The organism is Methylobacterium planeticum, from assembly GCF_008806345.1.
GTDB classification, from domain to species: Bacteria; Pseudomonadota; Alphaproteobacteria; order Rhizobiales; family Beijerinckiaceae; genus Methylobacterium; species Methylobacterium planeticum.
This window is the reverse complement of record NZ_VZZJ01000008.1, coordinates 145,763-164,615: the sequence shown is the minus strand read 5'-3', so window position 1 is coordinate 164,615 and position 18,853 is coordinate 145,763. Positions and strand designations below refer to the sequence as shown.

Genomic DNA, 18,853 nt, shown 5'->3' with positions numbered 1-18,853 from the left:
CAACATGCCTCCCGCCGAGGCGCAAGCGCGCTATCATGCCCAGGCCGAGGTCCAAGCCTTGGCCGCCTGACCCAAACCAAACGGCCTCCGAAAATCCCGGCGCGGTTCACGCTCGACCGTGCCGTTGGCCTTTGGCGTGTCGGGCCGGGTGCCCTTGTGGGTGATGCCGAGCGATCGCAGAATGTCCGCTTCACCGCCTTGCCCGCCCCCAAGAAGACCGGCAGCTATCGGCCAGCTTCGGCCGCCACGCGGGGCTCGCGTGAGTGTCTCAGATGGGTGGTTTACCGCCGGTCTGATTTCAGGAATCAAAGCTGAGAAACCGGACGTTCGCTCGAATCGCGACGCATGACTGCTTCGAGCCCATCCCGGCCGCTCAGCCGATGCAGGCGGCTTGTCCGAAACGGACGGTACAGCAGCCCAGCTTATCGGTCTGCGGAGCGCCAACAGCGGAAGTTGGCTGGAGGCGCGACAGCCGACATTCGGTTTCGAATGACCGGCCGCTTGGTATCGACCGTTCCCGGACTTTCAGAAGGTCTGCTTGCGCTGCAATCCGGCGACGCAGGATCGTCAGCGAAGAAGGCCCGGGGGCACCGGCGGACTCGCATTGAGCAGGGTGATCGTCACCCGTCGGTTCGGCGCGATGTAGGGATTGTCGGGGAAAACCGGCTCGGTGTCGGCGCGTCCCACCACGGAAGCGAAGTTGTCGTTGGGAACCCCGGCACCCGACAGGATCTCGCGCACGGCGAGTGCACGCCCGGCGGTGAGGTTCCAGGGTTCGACGGCCCGCGCCGAGCCCGGGCGCGCGGCGGCCGTATGGCCGGTGATGGACAGGCGATTGGGCAGCCGGCGCAGGGTGGGCGCGAGCGCCTCCAGCACGCGACGGGTGCGCTCGTAGGGGTCGACAGAGCCCTCGCGGAACATGGAGCGGCCGTCCTCGTCCACGAGGGAAACGTTCACGCCCTCCTTGGTCGTATCGAATACGATGTTGCGCGACAGCTCGGCAATCTCGGGCATCTTCTGGAGCGCCTGCCGGAGGCTGGCGATGGCACTGTAGTCGGCCTGCATGCTGGCGGCCGCACGGCTGGCATCGAGATCGCTGGCGCGGCCCAGACTGGTCGGGCGTGCTCCAACCTTCCGCTCGGCAGAGCCCATCTCTGCGTCGCGGGGCGTCGTCGGCTTGTTGCCTGAAGTGTCCAGGGCGGTGCCGTACAACATTCCGCCGGAGCCACTGGTTGCAGGGCTTATCGCCGCCGGCGCGAAGTACTCGGCCAAACCGATTTTCTGCTCCTGCGTCGTCATGCTGATGAGCCACATCAGCAGAAAAAACGCCATCATGGCGGTCACGAAGTCCGCATAGGCGATTTTCCAGGCCCCGCCGTGGTGTGCATGAGCGGCCTTCTTGACCTTCTTGATGACGATCGGCTGGGGGGAATTGGCCATCGCGTCCCTGCTGGAGATTAGGTCAGATCTAGGCGGGCAGAGCGGCGGTTGCCGCTTCCACTTCATTGAAGGTCGGGCGGACGTCGCTCATCAGAGCCTTGCGGGCAAATTCGACCGCCATCACCGGCGGCTGGCCGGCGATGTGGGCGAGGAGACCCGCCTTGAGTGAAAGGTAGTATTTGGATTCGGCCTCGAAGAGGCTCTTGAGCGACTGCGCCATGGGCCCGAAGAAGCCATAGGCGACGAAGACGCCAAAGAAGGTGCCTACGAGCGCGCCGCCGATCAGATGTCCCAGCACCTCCGGCGGCTCTTTGATCGCCCCCATCGTCTTGATCACGCCGAGCACGGCGGCGACGATGCCGAGCGCCGGTGTTCCGTCGGCGAGCGACTGCATGGCCGAAACGACACGCTCCTGCTCCTGGTGGTGCGTCTCAAGCTCCTCATCCATGAGAGCGTCTATCTCGTGGACGTTGGTGGCGCCCAGCGTCACCATACGCATGTAGTCGCAGACGAACTCGACCGCGTGATGGTTCTCTGCAAAGGTCGGGAAGGCGTTGAACAGCGTCGACTCGCTCGGATCTTCAATGTGAGGCTCGAGCGCCATCAAACCCTTCTGCTTCACCAGTTTGTACAAGGAATACTGCATGCCCAGCAGTTCGACATAGGATTGCTGATTGTATTTGGGCCCCTTCACGAGCGTGCCCAGCATGGCGGGCACGGCCTTGAGCACCGGCCCGGTGTTGCCGATGACGAAGGCACCGATCGCTGCACCGAGGATGATGACGAACTCGTACGGCTGCCAAAGGACTTCCAGGTGGCCACCCATCGCCGCGTAGCTGCCAAAGACGCAGGCGAAGACGATCAGTGCGCCGACGATCAGCCGCATAATTTTCCATCCTTGCGCGGCGGAAGGTACAGCCCGCGCGAAGCCACTCACGATCCGACAAGTTACCGATTAAGGTTAACGGCGAGTTTAGAGTTGTGGCCGGGCTTCCACTCGGTGACCGTCTACGAATTGATCCCGTAGCGCTTCGCGCGCGCCCTCAGGCTTGCCTGACTATCCTGTATCGCTCGACGGATCGCCCACGCTGAAGGGTATCGCCGACGCCTTGAACGCCCAGGGTATTCCGACCGCGAAGGGCGGCCAGTAGAGCGCCGCGCGGGTCCAGCGGGTCGAGGCGCGGGCTACATGGGCGAGGATTTGCGCGGGGCGATGTTGGAGATGATGGCCGTCCTCCGCTGACCGCGGTATGGTCGAGGCGTTGAGAGGCAGCTACCGCTTTCGCTACCCTTAGCCCTGCTCGTTGCCGGGTCACGAGATCATAGCCCTCTGGCGTCGTAGCCTGGCCCTGGAATGGGTCAGGGACTTCCACCGGATGACGCTCCGGTTCATGCTTCGCGTCGATGCAGGGTTCGGGGTATAGCGGCATGCTGTTGTGGGTCTGGTTCGACTCCCTGTCACTTCTCGACCAACTCGTGGTCGGGGCATGCATCGCCGCGATCCTGTCTGGCATCTATAAGGCCGGCTACAAGCATGGGTTTGCGGCCGGTGCATCCTCCACCAGGACCCAATGGAAGATCCCATGGCCCTGATTTCAACGCCACTCCGGGTCAACCATCACTCGCCGCCGTCCCATGCTGCCCCCCACGAGAACAAATGAGGAACTTAGGCGGTCGCAAGTCCGTTTCTGGCTCGATGGCGAGCGGCGCGTGCGCGACCGTGCCATGTTCGACCTTGCCATCGACAGCAAGCTGCGCGGATGCGACATCGTCAAACTGAAGATCGGTGATCTCGTGAGTGGCGGCTGTGTCCGCTCGCGGGCTATCATCATCCAGCGCAAGACTGGGCGGCCCGTGTAATTCGAACTGCTGGAACCGACCCGCACCAGCATGCTCGCTTGGCTGGAGTGTCGGGGTGGTGCGCTCAATGAGTTCGCCTTTCCGTGCCGCACCGACCATGCGGCTCACATCAGCACGCGACAGTACGCCCGGCTGGTGGACGAGTGGGTGTCAGGTATCGGCCTTCGGCGAGAGGATTATGGGACGCACTCGCTACGGCGGACGAAGGCTTCGTTGATTTACAAGCGGACCAGTAACTTACGCGCGGTTCAGATCCTGTTGGGCCACACGAAGATCGAGAGCACCGTGCGCTACCTTGGCGTCGACATTGAGGACGCGCTTGCGCTGGCGGAAGGCACCGAAATCTGAGTGTCGGGCTCCTCGGCGCAGTCGAGGAGCTCTCAAATTGCCGGACCGCTTCGCGCCCATTTCCGCCTTTCAGCCGATTCTCGCGGCTTCGCCGAAGCAGATGGGGTGGATGGCTCCCGCTCCCGACGCTGCGGCGCCAAGATGGTGCTGTCACGCAGCAGGAGCTTGGAGCCACTACGATGGCGATCACAACCGTCGGCATCGACTTGGCCAAGAATGTCTTCCAAGTGCACGCCATCAACTGCACGGGCGAGGTTCTCGTCCGGCGCGCGCTCAGGCGAGCGCAGGTGATGCCCTTCTTCCGCAAGCTCCCGCCATGTCTGATCGGCATGGAAGCTTGCGGCACGAGCCATCATTGGGCGCGCGAACTCACGGCCCTCGGTCACGAGGTGCGGCTGATGCCGCCGGCCTACGTCAAACCGTACGTAAAGCGCGGTAAGACTGATGCGGCGGACGCCGAGGCGATCTGCGAAGCTGTCACGCGCCCGACCATGCGCTTCGTGCCGATCAAATCGGTCGAGCAGCAATCAGCTTTGTCTCTGCATCGGACACGCGATCTCCTGGTCCGCCAGCGCACGCAGTTGGTCAACATGGTCCGCGGGCTGCTGGCCGAGTTCGGAATCGATATCCCGAAGGGTCTCACGCACGCCCTCGCCTTCGTACGGCGTGCGATCGCTGGTGAGGCGCACGAGGTCCCGAAGCTGGCCGCCAAGGTGATCGGCGCCCTGGCCGAGCAGGCGGTCGCGGTGCAAGACAGCATCCACCGGCTCGAACGCGACCTGCTGGCCTGGTACCGCTCGAACGATCTCGCCCGACGCATCGCCACCGTGCCCGGCGTCGGCTTGCTCGGGGCGACAGCGTTGGCCGCCACCGTCACTGATCCGAGCCCCTTCCGATCCGGGCGTCAGTTTGCGGCCTGGCTGGGTTTGACACCGCTCAACAACTCCAGCGGCGGTAAGGAACGGCTCGGCCGGATCTCGAAGATGGGTGACCAGTACCTGCGCCGGCTCCTCGTCACCGGCATGACCTCGCTCGTCCGGCGCAACAAGCATCATCCCAGCGCGGCCGACCCGCGCCTGAACGCACTGCTCGCTCGCAAGCCGGTCCGCCTCGCCACGGTCGCGATGGCCAACCGCGCGGCGCGGGCGATCTGGGCCATCATGGTCCGGGGCGAGGTCTACCGGACGCCCGCACTCGGCACCGCGGCGGTCTGAGGAGGCGCTTACCGATCGGCGCGGTACCGCGCGAAGGAGGTTGCGAGGACCCTGTGAAGTGATGGCGCACCGGTCAGACCGGGGACGAGGACAACCCGCTAAATGTCGAGGGCGTCGAAGCCCGCGAAGCAGAATGGGACCCCATCCGCGGAAACCATCACGGCCAGCGGTCGATGACCGCGCAAACAGGCCGAACACAAGACGGCACCCGACCGAAAAGCCGAACCGTCACAGATCCCCTTGCAACGCGGGAGCCATCCACACAGGACGTGAATGGTTGCGGCGGGCTGCTTCTGCGAAGGTTCCGGAACACCGACAAGGCGGCTGGGTTGAGCCGGGAAGATCGTGGAGGATTTCCGTGACGACCGACCCGCTGCACAAGTACCCGCGCCCGCCGTTCGAGCCTCAGCCACAGAGTTTTCCGGGCAAGACCGGCCGCATGGCGCCCGAGCCAGACCATGGCGAGGACAGCTACAAGGGCTCGGGCAAGCTCGACGGCCGGGCCGCGCTGATCACCGGCGGCGACAGCGGCATCGGCCGCGCGGTCGCCATCGCCTTTGCCCGAGAAGGGGCCGACGTCGCCATCTCCTACCTGCCCGAGGAGCAGGAGGACGCTGAGGCGGTCGGCAGCTGGATCGAGAAGGCGGGCCGGCGAGCCCTGCTGCTGCCGGGCGACCTGAAGAACGCCACTTATGGCCGCGAGATCGTCGCCCGCACCGTCGAGACCTTCGGCCGCCTCGACGTGCTGGTCAACAATGGCGCCTTCCAGCAACCGAACGAGGGCCTCGACGGCATCGAGGACGCGGTGTTCGAGGACCACTTCCGCACCAACGTGTTCGGCCCGTTCTACGTGACCAAGGCCGCCCTCGCCTACATGAAGCCGGGGACGTCGGTCATCTTCACCTCGTCAGTGAACTCCAAGCACCCAATGCCGTCTCTGCTCGCCTACAGTGCCACGAAGGGCGCCCTGAGTAATTTGGTGCTGAGCCTCGCGCAACTTCTCGCCGAGAAGGGCGTCCGGGTGAATGGCGTCCTGCCCGGCCCCATCTGGACCCCATTCATCCCAGCGGGCATGGACCAGGCTTCCGTGAGGAACTTCGGCTCGATGGTGCCCTTCGGCCGGCCCGGGCAGCCAGCGGAACTCGCCTCGGCCTACGTGATGCTGGCCTCCGACGAGAGCAGCTACACCTCGGGCGCGCTTGTCACGGTCGCAGGCGCGATGCCAGTTCTCTGAGACGGAGCGCGCGCCTCACCTGAGGATGGGTGCCCGACGAAACCGGGCCCCTGCGCGTAGTCCTCTGGGACGATGTGCCTCGGCACCTTGAGCAATAACCTCGAGTCGCTGGGAGGTGAGATGAGGTCCACCGCTCAGGGCAGTCCCACGGTAAGGTCTGCCGAACAGACCCTCCGTAGGCCCAACGACCCGGAGCGTGTCGCACTCGCGATCTGGAACAACCTGCAGGCGACGGAGCGCAGCGCCAAGCTCACGGCGCGGTTGCTTGCTTTGCACCCAGAAACACGAGCTCCGCACCACTGACGTCACCAGCCTGATCGCGTCAAGGAATTAAATCCTATTGAGCTCGGCCGGCCTCATGGTCAATGTGACCAACGGTGTCGGTCGACTGGGCCTCGGAGTGGTCACGGACCCGACGTAGCTTGCAATGCCTCTACTTGCGAACATCCATACAGCCTCATCCCGTCAGGCCAGCCCGCCCTGGCCGCGCGCCGTGGAGCCGAGGCTCGGCCGCAAGGGAGGGCGCTATACGTCCTTTCCGCCACGCGGGGCCTCGTCGCGTTCAGCACGGAATGGACGGTGGCGGCACGCGAGGGCGGAAGACGCCGACCCTGGCCGAGCCCCGGACGGTCAAACGCGTAAAAACAGCACGGGCCGCAACGCTTTGCTCGTTCATGCGTAGCCCCGGGCTCCCCGCACAGGGATTAACGTGAACAGGGACACGCATTGCATGAGACGCAAGCCGCTACGCGAACAGGTCATCGTAGTCACCGGGGCGTCGAGCGGCATCGGCTTGGTCACCGCACGCATGGCAGCGGATCGAGGCGCCCGGGTCGTGCTCGCCGCGCGCAGCGAGGCGGTCCTCGCTCGGGTCGCCGAGGAACTCGGTGACCGTGCCGTCCACGTGGTTGCCGATGTCGGTCGGCTTGAGGACGTGCAGGCCATCGCCGACAAGGCCGTCGCGACATTCGGCGGCTTCGATACCTGGGTCAATGTTGCCGGCCTGACCGTCTACGGACCCCTGCGCGAGATCGCCTACGAGGATCATGAGCGCCTGATCCAGACCAACCTTTGGGGCACAGTGAACGGCTCCCTGGTCGCGGTCGAGCACCTCCGGAAGCGCGGGGGCGCGTTGATCAACGTCGGCAGCATCGCCTCAGACCTCGCCTTCCCGTTCCAAGGCCTTTACGCCACCTCGAAGCACGCCGTGAAGGGGTTCACCGACACGCTACGTATGGAGCTGATCGCGGAGCGCACGCCGGTGTCCGTGACCTTGGTGAAGCCTGCCTCCATAGACACGCCGCTGCCGCAGCGGGCGCGCAACTACATGGACCGCGAGCCTACCCTTCCACCACCGATCTACCCGCCGCAGGAGGTCGCAAACGCCATTCTGCATGCGGCCGAGCACCCGCAGCGCGACATCATCGTGGGCGGCGGCGGCAAGCTGTTCGTAGTCGGCAAGGAGTTCGCCCCGGGCGCCTACGATGAACTCGCCCCCGCCGTCATTGCCCTGCAGAAGCGGTCCGAAAGCCCAAGGAACCCACAAGGGGCGCTGCATACCCCGCGGGACGCCGGGAACGAGCGGGGCGATCCTCCGATCTACGTCATGCGGACCAGCGCCTACACCCGCGCCACGCTGCACCCCCTGGCAACGGCTAGCGTGCTCGCCGTGGGCTTGGCGGCAACGGCTGCCGTCATCCTCGGCACGCGGCGCAAACCAGTCCGCCGCTGAGCAGGCCAAGGACACCGCAATCGGGGATACGCTACATGAGGCAGCTGATGGCGCGCATTGAGAACGGGAAAGCAACTCCCCTTCATCATCAGCCATCGCTCGGCCAATCTAGTGTAAGGCTTGGTCTGGTACAAGGCATTCCGCAACAAGACCGACGATTGCTCCAAGGCGCTGTTCAGGCCAAACGGCCAATGTCGAACCAAGCGACTATCCAGGAAGGGGTGCCCATGTATGATCTGTGGTGCACTGCTTCAAAGCCATTGCCGGCGTCGGAGAACGTTCGGAGCTCTGATAGGGATACGACCAGTTAATCTTCTAATATACGAAAGCAAGAATGCCGGAAATCGAGCGCGATCTCGCTATGATCTTTGCCGGCGGCAATGCCGTCGGTGCCTATCACTCCGGTGCCTACGAGGCGCTGCACCATCAAGGGCTTCGACCCGGCTGGGTCGTCGGCGCCTCCATCGGCGCGGTGACCGCCGCCATCATCGCAGGCAATGCGCCCGAGGACAGGGTCGACAAGCTCCGCACATTTTGGGACGAGGCCACCCAGGGCACTGGCCCAAGCCCGAGCGCGTTGCTCAAGCCGCGTCAGGTCTACAACGGTCTGCATGCCCTTCTGGCTCTTGCCTGGGGGCGACCGAACATCTTCCGCCATCGATTGCCAGGGTTGTGGTCGGCCCTGCCATGGGTGCCGAACGACGTCGCGCTGTTCGACAACGCCCCCCTTCTCCAGACCCTGAACCGCCTTGTCGACTTCGAGCGGCTGAACCGGGGCGACACGCGTCTGACGGTCTGCTGCGTCGATATCGAGACAGGCGAGGAGGTTTACTTCGACACGAGCCGGGAGGTGGTTCGGCCAGAGCATATCCTCGCCAGCACGGCCATCCTCCCTGCATTCCCGCCCGTTGAGTTGGACGGACGCGTCCTTTGCGATGCCGGTTACACGAACAACCTTCCCCTCGATCCGGTCTTCGCGGCCGAGCCGCCGAGGGATCTCCTCTGCATCGCCTCGGACCTATTCTCATTAAGGGCGCCGCGCCCTGCCTCGCTTGACGCAGTGCTGGAACGCGCCAACGACCTCATCTTCGCCAGCGCGCCTCGCCGTGCGATTTCGGGCCTCCGGCGCGAGTACGACTTACGGCAAAGGCTCGATCCGAACGGACCGACAGTGACGCTGCTCCACCTCATCTATCAGGCTGGCGCGGATGAACTCGCCGCCAAGAGTTTCGACTTCTCGCCCTCGTCGATCCGCGACCGCTGGGCCGCAGGCGGTCGCGACGCGGTTCATGGCCTGAGGCTGCTGGCATTGAGCGAGCCCGACGCCGGCCGCTTCAACTACGTCACCCTCCCTGGACGACCTCACAACCCGTTGGTCGCACACCCGGACCGGTGATGGGCCGACCGGATGGCCGAGTTGCCGTCCTGAGGATAAGATTTAGCTCCGTTACATAAGGACGGCTCGACAAGGGATGGGTGAGCCTCAGGCAGCATTGGCGAGGGCGTGGCGGCGGCAATGGTCGAGGTAGCCGACCTCATGCCGCCCCGCGAGCTCGACCACGCTCGACCACAGCCACGACGGTGCACCGTCTTCCCCGCCGTTGCCTCGCGTGACTTCGGCTCGCCAATCCGAGAGGGCTGCCTTGTCCATCTGGCGGCCGTGCGCCTTACCGATCACGTAGGCGAGGTAATGCGCCGCTCGGACCGCCTCCTCTCGGGTGAACTGGTCGACGTCGAGCTTTAGGTCCTGCGGCGCGAGTTCTCGCATGACCACGGGCTTGCCGAGAAGTTGCACCGGCAGCATGCGTTCCCCGAGGTTCGGCGACAGAGCCCTCGCCCCGGCTACAACCCGCTCCGCTGGGTTCATGGGCATCTCGACTCTCGGGGCAGCTGGCGCTGCGGGCGCGACCGCCTCTTTCAGATCAACCAGCGCCAGCTTTCGCTTGCCTCCCGGTTCGACGATGCGAAGCAGCGCGGCGTGGCGCAGGAAGCCTAAGGAACTGCAGCCCTTCATCCAGTAAGCCGCGTCGAGAAGGTGAACCTCGGATCTCTCATCGCGTCGGTTGAGGGTCAGCACGAGGCGGCGCACAGACCCCTCACGGAAAAGGTCGTCGAGTGCCGAGCGCTCCTCCTCGTCCAGGGCCCAGAACTTGCGCCCGAGCGGAATGGAGGGCTCCACGTCCTTGATGCGCTCGCGGGCGAGGTGCTTCCACTGACGGCCCAGGGCCCGTTTCCGGATCGTTCGCACCGCGTCCGGCTCGGGCGGCGCCTCGTTCGCCCTCAGCGTTTCCAAGCCGAGCGCGTAGCCCCTAACCATCTCTTCCAGCATCCTGGCAGTAACGATGCCGGGCAGGTCCGAGCCACGCGCCGCGCTGGCCAGCGATAGGCCGAGGCGGACGAGGTCGTGGGTCGGATTGCCGATGACGGTCTGGTCGAGGTCACGCACCTGGACGTCGACGCAACCGTCGGCATTGGCGAGTGGTCCGAGATTGCCGAGGTGGCAGTCGCCGCAGACCCAAACCGGAGGCCCCTCGGGCAGGGTGCCGCGCGCAAGCCCGTCCAACCATTCGTAGAACTGCAGGGTGTTACCGCGGACATAGGCATGCGCGGACCTCGCCATCTTGAGGGTTCGCTGGCGCTGCAGTGCAGCCGCCCTTTGGTCGGGCCTATAATCCGCTGCGTCACGCATCCACGAACCTTCAGCTATGTATCGCCGCTCGCCCCGGCCTTGTGGGCTTGGCGCAGCACCAACGCTCGGGAACAGGTAGGCAACACGCGGCGGATCGCCTCCGCTGTGGATTACGGCAACATGAAGCACGTAGGCCATGCGCCGGCATTGAGAACGCGGCGCGTTGCAAAGTGGAATGGCTCTTCGGCGTGCGGTGTTGCCGGCGCGCGGAACTCGGCACTCTGACCTGCGATGCCAGTCCCGAAATCGTGCATCAGATAGAGATCCGGGAGATCTTCGAACCTATCAGCCCTCGGCTTGCCTCTTACCGGAACTCGCGACAAGGCGTTTCGGGGCGACCTCGCGCCACCGACGCAATAGGAACGGCCAGAGCCTGTCAGGCTCCAAGTTTGCCATCCGAGCTAGAACGATAGGATACCCTTCATAGTGGGGCGTGATGTGAAACACCTGAGGCTCGACAGCCATCAACAGGTCGCGTTCGTCCGGCGGGACGCCGTGGAGAACGAGGCTGTCGTCCTCGGTACGCAGGCGTGTCACGAGTTTGCCCCTTACCTTGAGGGCAGGTGCGCCGTAGGAGTTCGACGCCTCCATGGCAGTTAGCTTCATACCGAGTGCGAGCACGTCATCCCAGGTCATGGAGCGATCTATCGCCGATTGTGGATTAGGGCGGAAGGTCGCCTCCGGCTCGAATGGAGCGCCCTAAGCCCGCCGCGTAGCGATAGCCAAGCTCCAGTTACCTACCATTGAGGCCGGCAGCGGCTAACGAGCTGGGACCGCGATCGCAGCCGGAGGAACGTCGCCGTCCCCACTCTCTGCCGTCGCAATGGATCCCATGAGCGAGCGCAGGGTGGTGGCCAAGTCTACCATGCTCAGGCCTCCCTTCTGCAGCACGCGGTCGGCCTGACCGGCCAGCCGGCGCCGGTCGTCGGCTGTGACGTCCTTGGCCGTCAGCACTACGACCGGGATGTCTCGACACTCCGGCCTGGCCCGGAGCTCCCGCAGGAATCCGAAGCCATCCATCTCCGGCATCATCAGATCGAGCAGGACCAGGCCGGGCTTTCGGGCGCTCACTGCCTCCAAGCCGGCCCGGCCGTTCTCGGCCGAGGTCACGCGCCAGCCCTCGCGCGTCAGCAGCGTGGTCATGCGCTCGCGTACGTCGGGGTCATCGTCCACCACGAGCACCGGTCCTTCGTGCACCGCCGGCCGGAAGCGCTCCATCGCCTCCTTCAGCTGCCCCCACTCCACCGGCTTGTGAAGATAGTCGGTCGCGCCCAGAGAGAAGGCGAGGTTCTGCTCGGCAAGTACCGTCACCATGATCGCCGGTGTCGATCCAAGCTCCGGGTCGGAACGCAGTGCCCGCAGCACTTCCCAGCCGTCCATGCGCGGCATGGTCACATCGAGCAGGATGACGCGGGGGCGCAATGCTCGCGCCTGTTCCAAGCCCGCCCGTCCGTCTGGGGCAGCGGCGACCTGGAAGCCTTCCCGCTGCAGGAAGCGCGTGAGCAGGTCCCGCGTAGCCGCATCGTCATCGACGACGAGCACCAGGTCGGAGCCGTTGTGGCCCGTCGCCTCATCATCCTCGGTTGGAGCTAGGTCATGCGCAGCTGCAGTCGCTAGGTCCGCTGAAGCGCTCTCCTCATAGCGTGCGGGCAGCTCAAGCGTGAAGGTCGTGCCTTCCCCTTCCTGGCTCGCGACGGTAATCTCGCCGCCAAGCATCCGGGCAAAGGCTCGGGTGATGGCGAGGCCCAGACCCGTGCCGCCGAACCGACGGGTGGTCGAGGCATCCGCCTGGGTGAAGCGTTGGAATAGCCTCGCCTGCTGCTCCGCGCTCATGCCGATGCCGGTGTCGGCCACGCTGAAGCGAAGCCAGTCGATGCCATCCCGCTGCGTGCGTTCCGCCGTGAGGGTGATGCGCCCGTCCACCGTAAACTTGGCCGCGTTGCTGAGCAGGTTGATCAGGCATTGGCGCAGCTTGGTCACGTCGGTGTGGCCCGAGCCGAGATCCGCTGCGATCCTTAGGTCAAGGGTGTTGGCCTTCTTGCCGACGAGCGCCCCGACGGTCGAGGCGACGTCGTTGACCGTGCCGGCCGCGTCGAACTCCTCGGGGTAAATCTCCATGCGCTCAGCCTCGATCTTTGAGAGGTCGAGGACGTCGTTGATCAGCCCGAGCAGGTGGCGGGCGTTCGACTCGATCTTGCGCATGTCAGCGAGCAGGCTCTCCTCGCCGAGATCCTCCATCTCCTCCTGCAGCATCTCCGAGTATCCGATCACCGCCGAAAGCGGCGTCCGCAGTTCGTGGCTCATGTTGGCCAGGAACTGGCTCTTGGCCCGATTGGCTTCCTCCGCCGCCTCCTTGGCTGCCTCCATCTGCAACTCGGCCTCTTTGCGAGCCGTGATGTCAGTGTGGGCACCGACCCACTCGCGAACGCTGCCGTCCTCCTCTAAGACCGGCACGCCGCGCACCTCCATGTAGCGGAAGACGCCGTCATGCCGGCGCAGGCGGTGCTCGATGGCGTAGAGCGCACGGCTCGCCACGGCGTGCTCCCAGGCCTCGCGCGTCGCCTCCCGGTCCTCGGGGTGGACCGCCTCCAGGAAGCCGTAAACGGCGGCCTCGGCAGGGCTCTGGCCGGTGAAGCGCGTCCATTCTGAGGTAACCTTCGGAAACTCGCCGTTCGGCGCCGTGGTCCAGACGACGGCGGAGGCGGCCTCGGTGAGCGAGCGGAAGCGCTCCTCGCTCTGGGCCAGCCGCTTCTCGGACAGCTTGCCCAGGGTCACGTCGGCCATGACGACGCCAACGCCATCCGCCTGCTTTCGCCCGCTCTCCTCTCGGCGCAGCGGGAAGAAGCTCATCAGGAAGTGGCGTGTGCCCCCGGGCGCGCTCGGGGCCGGCACGCCGACCTCGACGTTGGCGGTAACGAGGCCCTGGTCGCGCGCTGCCGCGAGCTTCGAGGCGAGCTCGTCCTGAAGGGAAGGCAGTAACACCCAGATTGGTGCTCCGACGTCGGCGCCAAAGCCGCGTTCGCTCATGCTGTCGAGGGCGCGGTTCATGTGCCGGATGTTGAGATCGCGGTCGAGGAAGCCAAGGCCCACGGGTGCGTTCTCCAGCACACTCTCAAGCAGGCCGGCCATGCGCTGGCTCTCACGGCGGCGTACCAAGGCGAGCCGGGCAAGCAGGCCGACGGCGGCCAGGACAGCCGCCAGCGTGACCAGCGGCAGCAGCGGCGAGCGCAGGCGGTCCGCCGCCGCGAGGCTCTCCAAGTCGGCACCCGCGCGCTCCTGGACCCGCTGCGTGAGGCCTCGGATGGCGTCCATCGTGCGCTTGCCTTCACCCCCACGCAACAGGTCAACGGCAGCCTCTTGGCCGGCCAACCTGCGGAGATCGATGACGCGGACGGCATAGGCCTTCTCAGTCTCAACTAGAGCCCTTCGCTGCTCTCGCGTGGCTGGATCGATCGTGAGGGCATCGAGTCTATCGAGCTCTGCACCGAGATGGCGGAGCGCGGCCTCGTAGGGCTCCAGGTAGTCCTCGCTGCCGGTTAGGACGTAACCTCGCAGACCGGTTTCCAGATCCTTCATGGTCGAGAGCACGCGCTCGCTACGGGCCATGACACCGTTCAGCCGTTCCCCCTCGGCCCGGCTCTGCGCCCCCGCGACGTAGTTCCAGCCACCCGCCGCGAGGGCGAGGGCGATTAGGAGGAAGGCGAGTGCCGAGCTCGGGAGGCGCTGTCGGGAACTGAGGAAGCGCCAGCGCTTCGATGGTGTGGTGTCGATGTTCATAACGGCGGCGTTCTACCAGGAAGGAGGTCCCCGGAGCCAACTCTCGATGGGCGCGCTTCGGACATTGTGCTTCGCCGACTGATCCACGACCGCAGCAACACGGCGCACATCTCAGACTACTTCGACGGCTTCCTCCAGGCTCGGCGGGTCGACGCCGCGACGGATACGAGCGCAGCTGCTCAAGCGCCACCGCGACCTGCTCGCCGCCGAGCTGGCGCACCGGATCGAGAACAGCCTGATGGTCATCGCCCCGTTGGTGTCGGGTCGGAGGAATCTGTCCGCTTTTCCGGTCAACATCCCCCGAAGCAGACCAGCGGCCTTCGGCCAAATTCCGTTGATGCCGATCGTCCCGCGAGCGTCTCAGTCGGGTGGTTTGCAGATCGTCGGCTTCGGGGCAGCGACGCCTCAAAGCCGACATTGGCGACCGCCTGCTCAGATCTGAGCTTGTCCGCCATCGACGAAGAGCTCGACGCCGTTGACGAAGCTCGCCTCGTCCGAGGCCAGGAACAGCACCGCCTTGGCGATCTCCTCCGGCTGACCGATACGCCCGGCCGGGATCAAGCCAGCGAGGTAGTCCTTCGTGCCCTTCGCTTGGTCACCACCACCGAACAGCTCGTTCAGGCCAGCTGTCTCCGTGAGGCCGGGGCTGATGGCGTTCACCCGGATGTGGCGATCCTTGAGGTCGAGGATCCAGTTGCGGGCGAAGTTGCGCACCGCCGCCTTGGTCGCCGAGTACACGCTGAAAGCGGGCGTGCCTGAGATGCTGGTGGTCGACCCGGTGAGGACGATGGAACCACCATCCTTCAGCAACGGCAGGGCCTTCTGAACGGTGAACAGCACGCCCTTCACGTTGGTGTCGAAGGTCTGCTGATAGTGCTCCTCGGTGATCGCACCGAGCGGCACCATCTCACCACCGCCGGCATTGGCGAAGACGACATCGATCTGCGCGTGCTTCTGCTGGACCGCATCGTAGAGGCGGTCGATGTCGGCCAGGCGCGCCATGTCGCCCTGGACGGCGGACACGCGCCCGCCGATCTGCTTCACCGCCGCATCGAGCGCCTCCTGTCGGCGGCCGGTGATGAACACCGAGGCGCCTTCCTCGGAGAAGGCCTTGGCTGTGGCGAGCCCGATGCCGCTCGTGCCGCCGGTCACCACCACGACCTTGTTCTCGAACCTGTTCGCCATCGTCGTTCTCCATCGTTCGGCTTCGTTTGCGCCGTTGACGACAGAGATGATGTGAGAACGATGCTGCGAGTAGACGGCAAACGTGGCACGTAGCGTTCCACAAGAGGAACGATGATGCGTACCGACCTCAACGACTACCGCTACTTCGCTGAGGTGGTCGCCCATGGTGGCTTCGCCGCCGCGGGCCGCGCGCTTCGCGAGCCGAAGTCGAAGCTCAGCCGCCGGGTCGCGGCCATCGAAGCGCGGCTGGGCCTGCGCCTGATCGAGCGGTCGAGCCGGCGCTTCCGCGTCACCGAGGTCGGGCAAGGCTTCTACGAGCGCTGCCGAGCGATGATGCTCGAGGCCGAGCGGGCCGAGGCGCTGGTCGCGGAGGCGCAGGCCGAGCCGCACGGGCGCATCCGCATGAGCTGTCCGAAGGGCCTGGTGGAGGTCGTCTCGGCCACCGTGCGCACCTTCCTCGCCCGCTACCCGAAGGTCAGCCTCCAGATCATCGCCAGCGACAGGGCGGTCGACCTTATCGAGGAGCGCATCGACGTGGCCGTGCGGGTGCGGCGGGAGCTCTCCAGCGACGCCTCGCTGACGATGCGCTCACTCGGGCATTCGCGCTGGATCCTGGTTGCCAGTCCTCAGATCGCCAGCCGCCTCGGCGCTGACATCGCGTCGCTCGGCGCCTTCGCGACGCTCGGCACGAGCGACGACCCGGGCGAGGTGGAGTGGCGGTTCGAGCAGGCAGGCGGGGCGACGTACAGGCTGCGTCACGAACCGCGCATGACGTGTAGCGACTTCGCCGTTCTGTGTGATGCGGCCGCCGAAGGCATCGGCATCGCCTATCTGCCCGACCATGTCTGTGCCAGCGACATCGCCGCGGGCAGGCTCGTTCACGTCCTCCGGGATTGGCGCGGCCAAGCCGGCATCGTCCACCTCGTCTTCACGACTCGTCGCGGCCTGCCGCCGGCCGTGCGTGCCCTGATAGACCACCTAGCGGCAGCCTTTCCGAAGCTATGAGCGCGAAGACGCAGCCTATTCGTATCATCAATCAAGTGGCGATCCGGCGATCCCGCCGATGTCTGCTTTCCAGATTGAGGGACAGCAAGCGAAGCGGCCGAGTTGGGTCGCAGGCGGAACGTCCGTTTGCGAGCGGTTGGTCAACTTCCGCATCCCACCCCAAACGAACTTTCATCGGATGCAGCTCAAGAGTCCGCTCAGGGTCAATCTGGGGCCTTCACCTGAGCCGCGCCGAATGTCTGCTGACCCACGACCTGATCACCGAAGCGGACGGGTCGCAAACGGCCAAGACCGGCCGGACCGCTTCGCGCCCAACCCGGCCATTCGGCGGCCCTCGCCGGCATCTCCGAAGCGGACATCGGCTCGTGCCGAATCTGAGGTCTCGGTTGCGCCGGGCTTCGTGTGCGTTTTGTGCAGCTTCGTGCCAGCATTAGAACTTTGAGTTCCAGCGGCAAATTTCCCCTTCGCGCCAGTTGTCGCCATCCAACTGCAATCGATAGCAAGCGCTATGATATATTACATTTTTATTTAATCTTACTCTTGAAAATAGAAAAATTGAACGTAAGTATCTGTTCGCCTGCCAATGGACTCCGTTACCTTGGATTTGAGTATTTTTAGGCATTTATTTTTACGTCGCTGCGCAACGGTTACATTGAAATCTAGATCGACATCTATTCTGGAGCGAGCAGGCAAGACGCGCTGAAATATCTTCAGCTTGCCGCGCGCTGCATCGCGCCCTGGTGCGGTTCCAGATCCGCGTCTGGGAGGCTCGCCCCGGTCATCCGACGCTCGACAGCAGCCAATGTATCGAGCAGGCGCTTTCGGAGACGCACCGCGCCGTCCGCTTCCAGCGCGTCAACGTCGATGTAGAAATCGATGCCTCGGGCATGCTCGGAAAAGATCGATTCTTGGGTGGCAACGCTGAGATCGCCTTCGATTGCGTAAGGGACGACCTCACGGCTGATGCCCTTCATACGGATCGCATCCTGCGGACTAGCCCGGACGACGTCGCTGACGAGGGCGTAAGTTTCATAGCTCAAGGTGATGCCACCCGGTGCTGCGACCGATTGCAAGCGGGCAGCGAGGTTCGCCTCTGCGCCGATGATCGTGTAGTCCATCCGCTCGTCACTGCCGAAATTGCCGACGTTGCAGTAGCCGGTATTGATGCCGATTCGAGCCTGGAATGGGCGCTCGATGCCCGATCGGCGCCAGCGCGCGTTCAACTGGCCAAGGCGCTTCTGCATCTCGATGGCCATCTGGACACAGGCCTGAGCATCCTCCCGGACGCCCCTCGTCTCCGGGTCGCCAAAGAAGACCAACATGGCGTCGCCTATGTACTTGTCGACTGTGCCGCCGTGTTTCACGGCAATGGCTGTCATCTCGGTCAGATACTCATTCAGAAGCGCCGTCAGCTCTTCAGGTTGCAGGCGTTCGGTGGTGGCGGTGAAGTCTTTGATATCGGAGAAGAAGATTGTCAGCTTTTTGCGCTCGGTCGCAACCGCCACGTCCCGTTCGCCGCTGAAGATGCTCTTGTAGACCTGAGGCGAGATGTACTTCGCGATCTGCACCGAAATGGATGCCAAGAAACCGTTCGACTCTGTCAACTCGTGGTTCATGCGATTGATCAGGCCCGTCTGGCGGCGCTGGAGCACAAGCATCGTCGCACCGGCAAGACCGGCCAGGACGAAGTAGCTCAACAGGTACTTGAAGGCGAGAACGTTCGCGGCAATCGGCTGGCGTAGGACGATCTCTTGGATGCCGCGAACGTCGCCGACCTTCCAGTCGGTCTTTGGGCTCAAAGGATGCGTGTTGTGACAACGCACGCAGGCGGACTCCATCCGAATCGGAGCAGCGATGCGGACTTGACGATCGAAAATCGAGCCGCTGACATCGATGGCCGAGCCCGCTTGCGGGTTGACGCGAAGGTTCGACAACGCAATCTGCTCGAAGGCGTCGAGGTCGTGCGGTTTGCGATCTTTGAACGGCAGGTCCGAGACAAAGCGGTACTTGATCGTGCCATGCTCACCGCTGATGCGCTCGCCCAGTTCGAGGGACAGCGTCGCCGGTATCGGAATGGCGTTGCTGACGCCCTTGTAGTCGTGTCGCGTCTCGATGCGGCCTGTCGCCGAGTTTACGGCCTGAATCACGTCGCTGGCGTAAAAGCTGCGCATCTGATCAATGATGCGACCGGTCTCGCGGGCTTGCGCCTCTAGCATGCGCTCGGACAGGCTGCGCAGGTCCAGCCACACGGCGAGTGGTAGACCCGCCAGCCCGAGAAGGACGGCAACGATGAGCAGCGGGCCGATAAGCCGCTGCTGCTGCGTCATCGATGCGTTTAGACTTGGCATGTTTGTGACCCTTGGGCTTCT

The 18,853-nt window shown here is 64.6% G+C and carries 12 protein-coding genes and 1 pseudogene; 6 read left to right on the top strand and 7 right to left on the bottom strand.

From position 1 onward, the window contains the following. Nucleotides 1-567: 567 nt before the first annotated feature. Entirely contained in the window at nt 568-1,440 is an 873-nt protein-coding gene (locus F6X51_RS12115) for a flagellar motor protein MotB (protein ID WP_150963917.1), read from the bottom strand. A 28-nt stretch (nt 1,441-1,468) separates the two neighbouring features. Continuing rightward, the gene (gene motA, locus F6X51_RS12110; protein ID WP_150963916.1) at nt 1,469-2,326 is read right to left on the bottom strand and encodes a flagellar motor stator protein MotA; all 858 of its coding nucleotides are present in this window, start codon (nt 2,324-2,326) and stop codon (nt 1,469-1,471) included. 749 nt (nt 2,327-3,075) lie between these two features. On the opposite strand from motA, the pseudogene F6X51_RS12105 reads away from it, so the two are divergent. The 5 genes and pseudogenes from F6X51_RS12105 to F6X51_RS12085 all read left to right on the top strand — a co-directional run bounded on the left by F6X51_RS12105 (nt 3,076) and on the right by F6X51_RS12085 (nt 9,224). Continuing rightward, nucleotides 3,076-3,648 (top strand): annotated as a pseudogene (locus F6X51_RS12105) (tyrosine-type recombinase/integrase). A 179-nt stretch (nt 3,649-3,827) separates the two neighbouring features. Further along, on the top strand, nt 3,828-4,862 hold the full coding sequence (locus F6X51_RS12100) for an IS110 family RNA-guided transposase (RefSeq protein WP_150963915.1): 1,035 nt from the start codon (nt 3,828-3,830) through the stop codon (nt 4,860-4,862). A gap of 358 nt (nt 4,863-5,220) precedes the next feature. Continuing rightward, nucleotides 5,221-6,096: an SDR family oxidoreductase gene (locus F6X51_RS12095; protein ID WP_150963914.1), complete on the top strand. Its 876-nt coding sequence runs from the start codon at nt 5,221-5,223 to the stop codon at nt 6,094-6,096. Between the two features lie 730 nt (nt 6,097-6,826). Further along, complete coding sequence (locus tag F6X51_RS12090) at nt 6,827-7,828, top strand: SDR family oxidoreductase (RefSeq protein ID WP_150963913.1); 1,002 nt, start codon at nt 6,827-6,829, stop codon at nt 7,826-7,828. A gap of 334 nt (nt 7,829-8,162) precedes the next feature. Next, nucleotides 8,163-9,224 (top strand): patatin-like phospholipase family protein, encoded by a 1,062-nt coding sequence (locus F6X51_RS12085; RefSeq protein WP_150963912.1) that lies wholly within the window; start codon nt 8,163-8,165, stop codon nt 9,222-9,224. A gap of 87 nt (nt 9,225-9,311) precedes the next feature. Here F6X51_RS12085 and F6X51_RS12080 read toward each other — a convergent pair whose 3' ends face one another. The 4 genes from F6X51_RS12080 to F6X51_RS12065 all read right to left on the bottom strand — a co-directional run bounded on the left by F6X51_RS12080 (nt 9,312) and on the right by F6X51_RS12065 (nt 15,479). Beyond that, nucleotides 9,312-10,517, bottom strand: a complete 1,206-nt coding sequence (locus F6X51_RS12080; RefSeq protein WP_150963911.1) for a DUF2252 family protein — start codon at nt 10,515-10,517, stop codon at nt 9,312-9,314. A 285-nt stretch (nt 10,518-10,802) separates the two neighbouring features. Next, complete coding sequence (locus F6X51_RS12075; protein ID WP_150963910.1) at nt 10,803-11,153, bottom strand: MmcQ/YjbR family DNA-binding protein; 351 nt, start codon at nt 11,151-11,153, stop codon at nt 10,803-10,805. 123 nt (nt 11,154-11,276) lie between these two features. Further along, nucleotides 11,277-14,294 (bottom strand): response regulator, encoded by a 3,018-nt coding sequence (locus F6X51_RS12070; RefSeq protein ID WP_150963909.1) that lies wholly within the window; start codon nt 14,292-14,294, stop codon nt 11,277-11,279. Between the two features lie 432 nt (nt 14,295-14,726). Beyond that, on the bottom strand, nt 14,727-15,479 hold the full coding sequence (locus tag F6X51_RS12065; protein ID WP_150963908.1) for an SDR family NAD(P)-dependent oxidoreductase: 753 nt from the start codon (nt 15,477-15,479) through the stop codon (nt 14,727-14,729). A gap of 111 nt (nt 15,480-15,590) precedes the next feature. On the opposite strand from F6X51_RS12065, the gene F6X51_RS12060 reads away from it, so the two are divergent. Next, complete coding sequence (locus F6X51_RS12060; protein ID WP_150963907.1) at nt 15,591-16,484, top strand: LysR substrate-binding domain-containing protein; 894 nt, start codon at nt 15,591-15,593, stop codon at nt 16,482-16,484. Nucleotides 16,485-17,194: 710 nt separating this feature from the next. On the opposite strand, the gene F6X51_RS12055 is transcribed toward F6X51_RS12060, so the two are convergent. After that, on the bottom strand, nt 17,195-18,811 hold the full coding sequence (locus tag F6X51_RS12055) for an adenylate/guanylate cyclase domain-containing protein (RefSeq protein ID WP_246696764.1): 1,617 nt from the start codon (nt 18,809-18,811) through the stop codon (nt 17,195-17,197). Nucleotides 18,812-18,853 lie beyond the last annotated feature (42 nt).

Excerpts from the sequence above, each read along its gene's own strand:
- F6X51_RS12115 (WP_150963917.1), bottom strand. The coding sequence starts at position 1,440 with ATGGCCAATTCCCCCCAGCCGATCGTCATCAAGAAGGTCAAGAAGGCC.
- motA (WP_150963916.1), bottom strand. The coding sequence starts at position 2,326 with ATGCGGCTGATCGTCGGCGCACTGATCGTCTTCGCCTGCGTCTTTGGC.
- F6X51_RS12100 (WP_150963915.1), top strand. The coding sequence starts at position 3,828 with ATGGCGATCACAACCGTCGGCATCGACTTGGCCAAGAATGTCTTCCAA.
- F6X51_RS12090 (WP_150963913.1), top strand. The coding sequence starts at position 6,827 with ATGAGACGCAAGCCGCTACGCGAACAGGTCATCGTAGTCACCGGGGCG.
- F6X51_RS12085 (WP_150963912.1), top strand. The coding sequence starts at position 8,163 with ATGCCGGAAATCGAGCGCGATCTCGCTATGATCTTTGCCGGCGGCAAT.
- F6X51_RS12080 (WP_150963911.1), bottom strand. The coding sequence starts at position 10,517 with ATGCGTGACGCAGCGGATTATAGGCCCGACCAAAGGGCGGCTGCACTG.
- F6X51_RS12075 (WP_150963910.1), bottom strand. The coding sequence starts at position 11,153 with ATGACCTGGGATGACGTGCTCGCACTCGGTATGAAGCTAACTGCCATG.
- F6X51_RS12070 (WP_150963909.1), bottom strand. The coding sequence starts at position 14,294 with ATGAACATCGACACCACACCATCGAAGCGCTGGCGCTTCCTCAGTTCC.
- F6X51_RS12065 (WP_150963908.1), bottom strand. The coding sequence starts at position 15,479 with ATGGCGAACAGGTTCGAGAACAAGGTCGTGGTGGTGACCGGCGGCACG.
- F6X51_RS12060 (WP_150963907.1), top strand. The coding sequence starts at position 15,591 with ATGATGCGTACCGACCTCAACGACTACCGCTACTTCGCTGAGGTGGTC.
- F6X51_RS12055 (WP_246696764.1), bottom strand. The coding sequence starts at position 18,811 with ATGACGCAGCAGCAGCGGCTTATCGGCCCGCTGCTCATCGTTGCCGTC.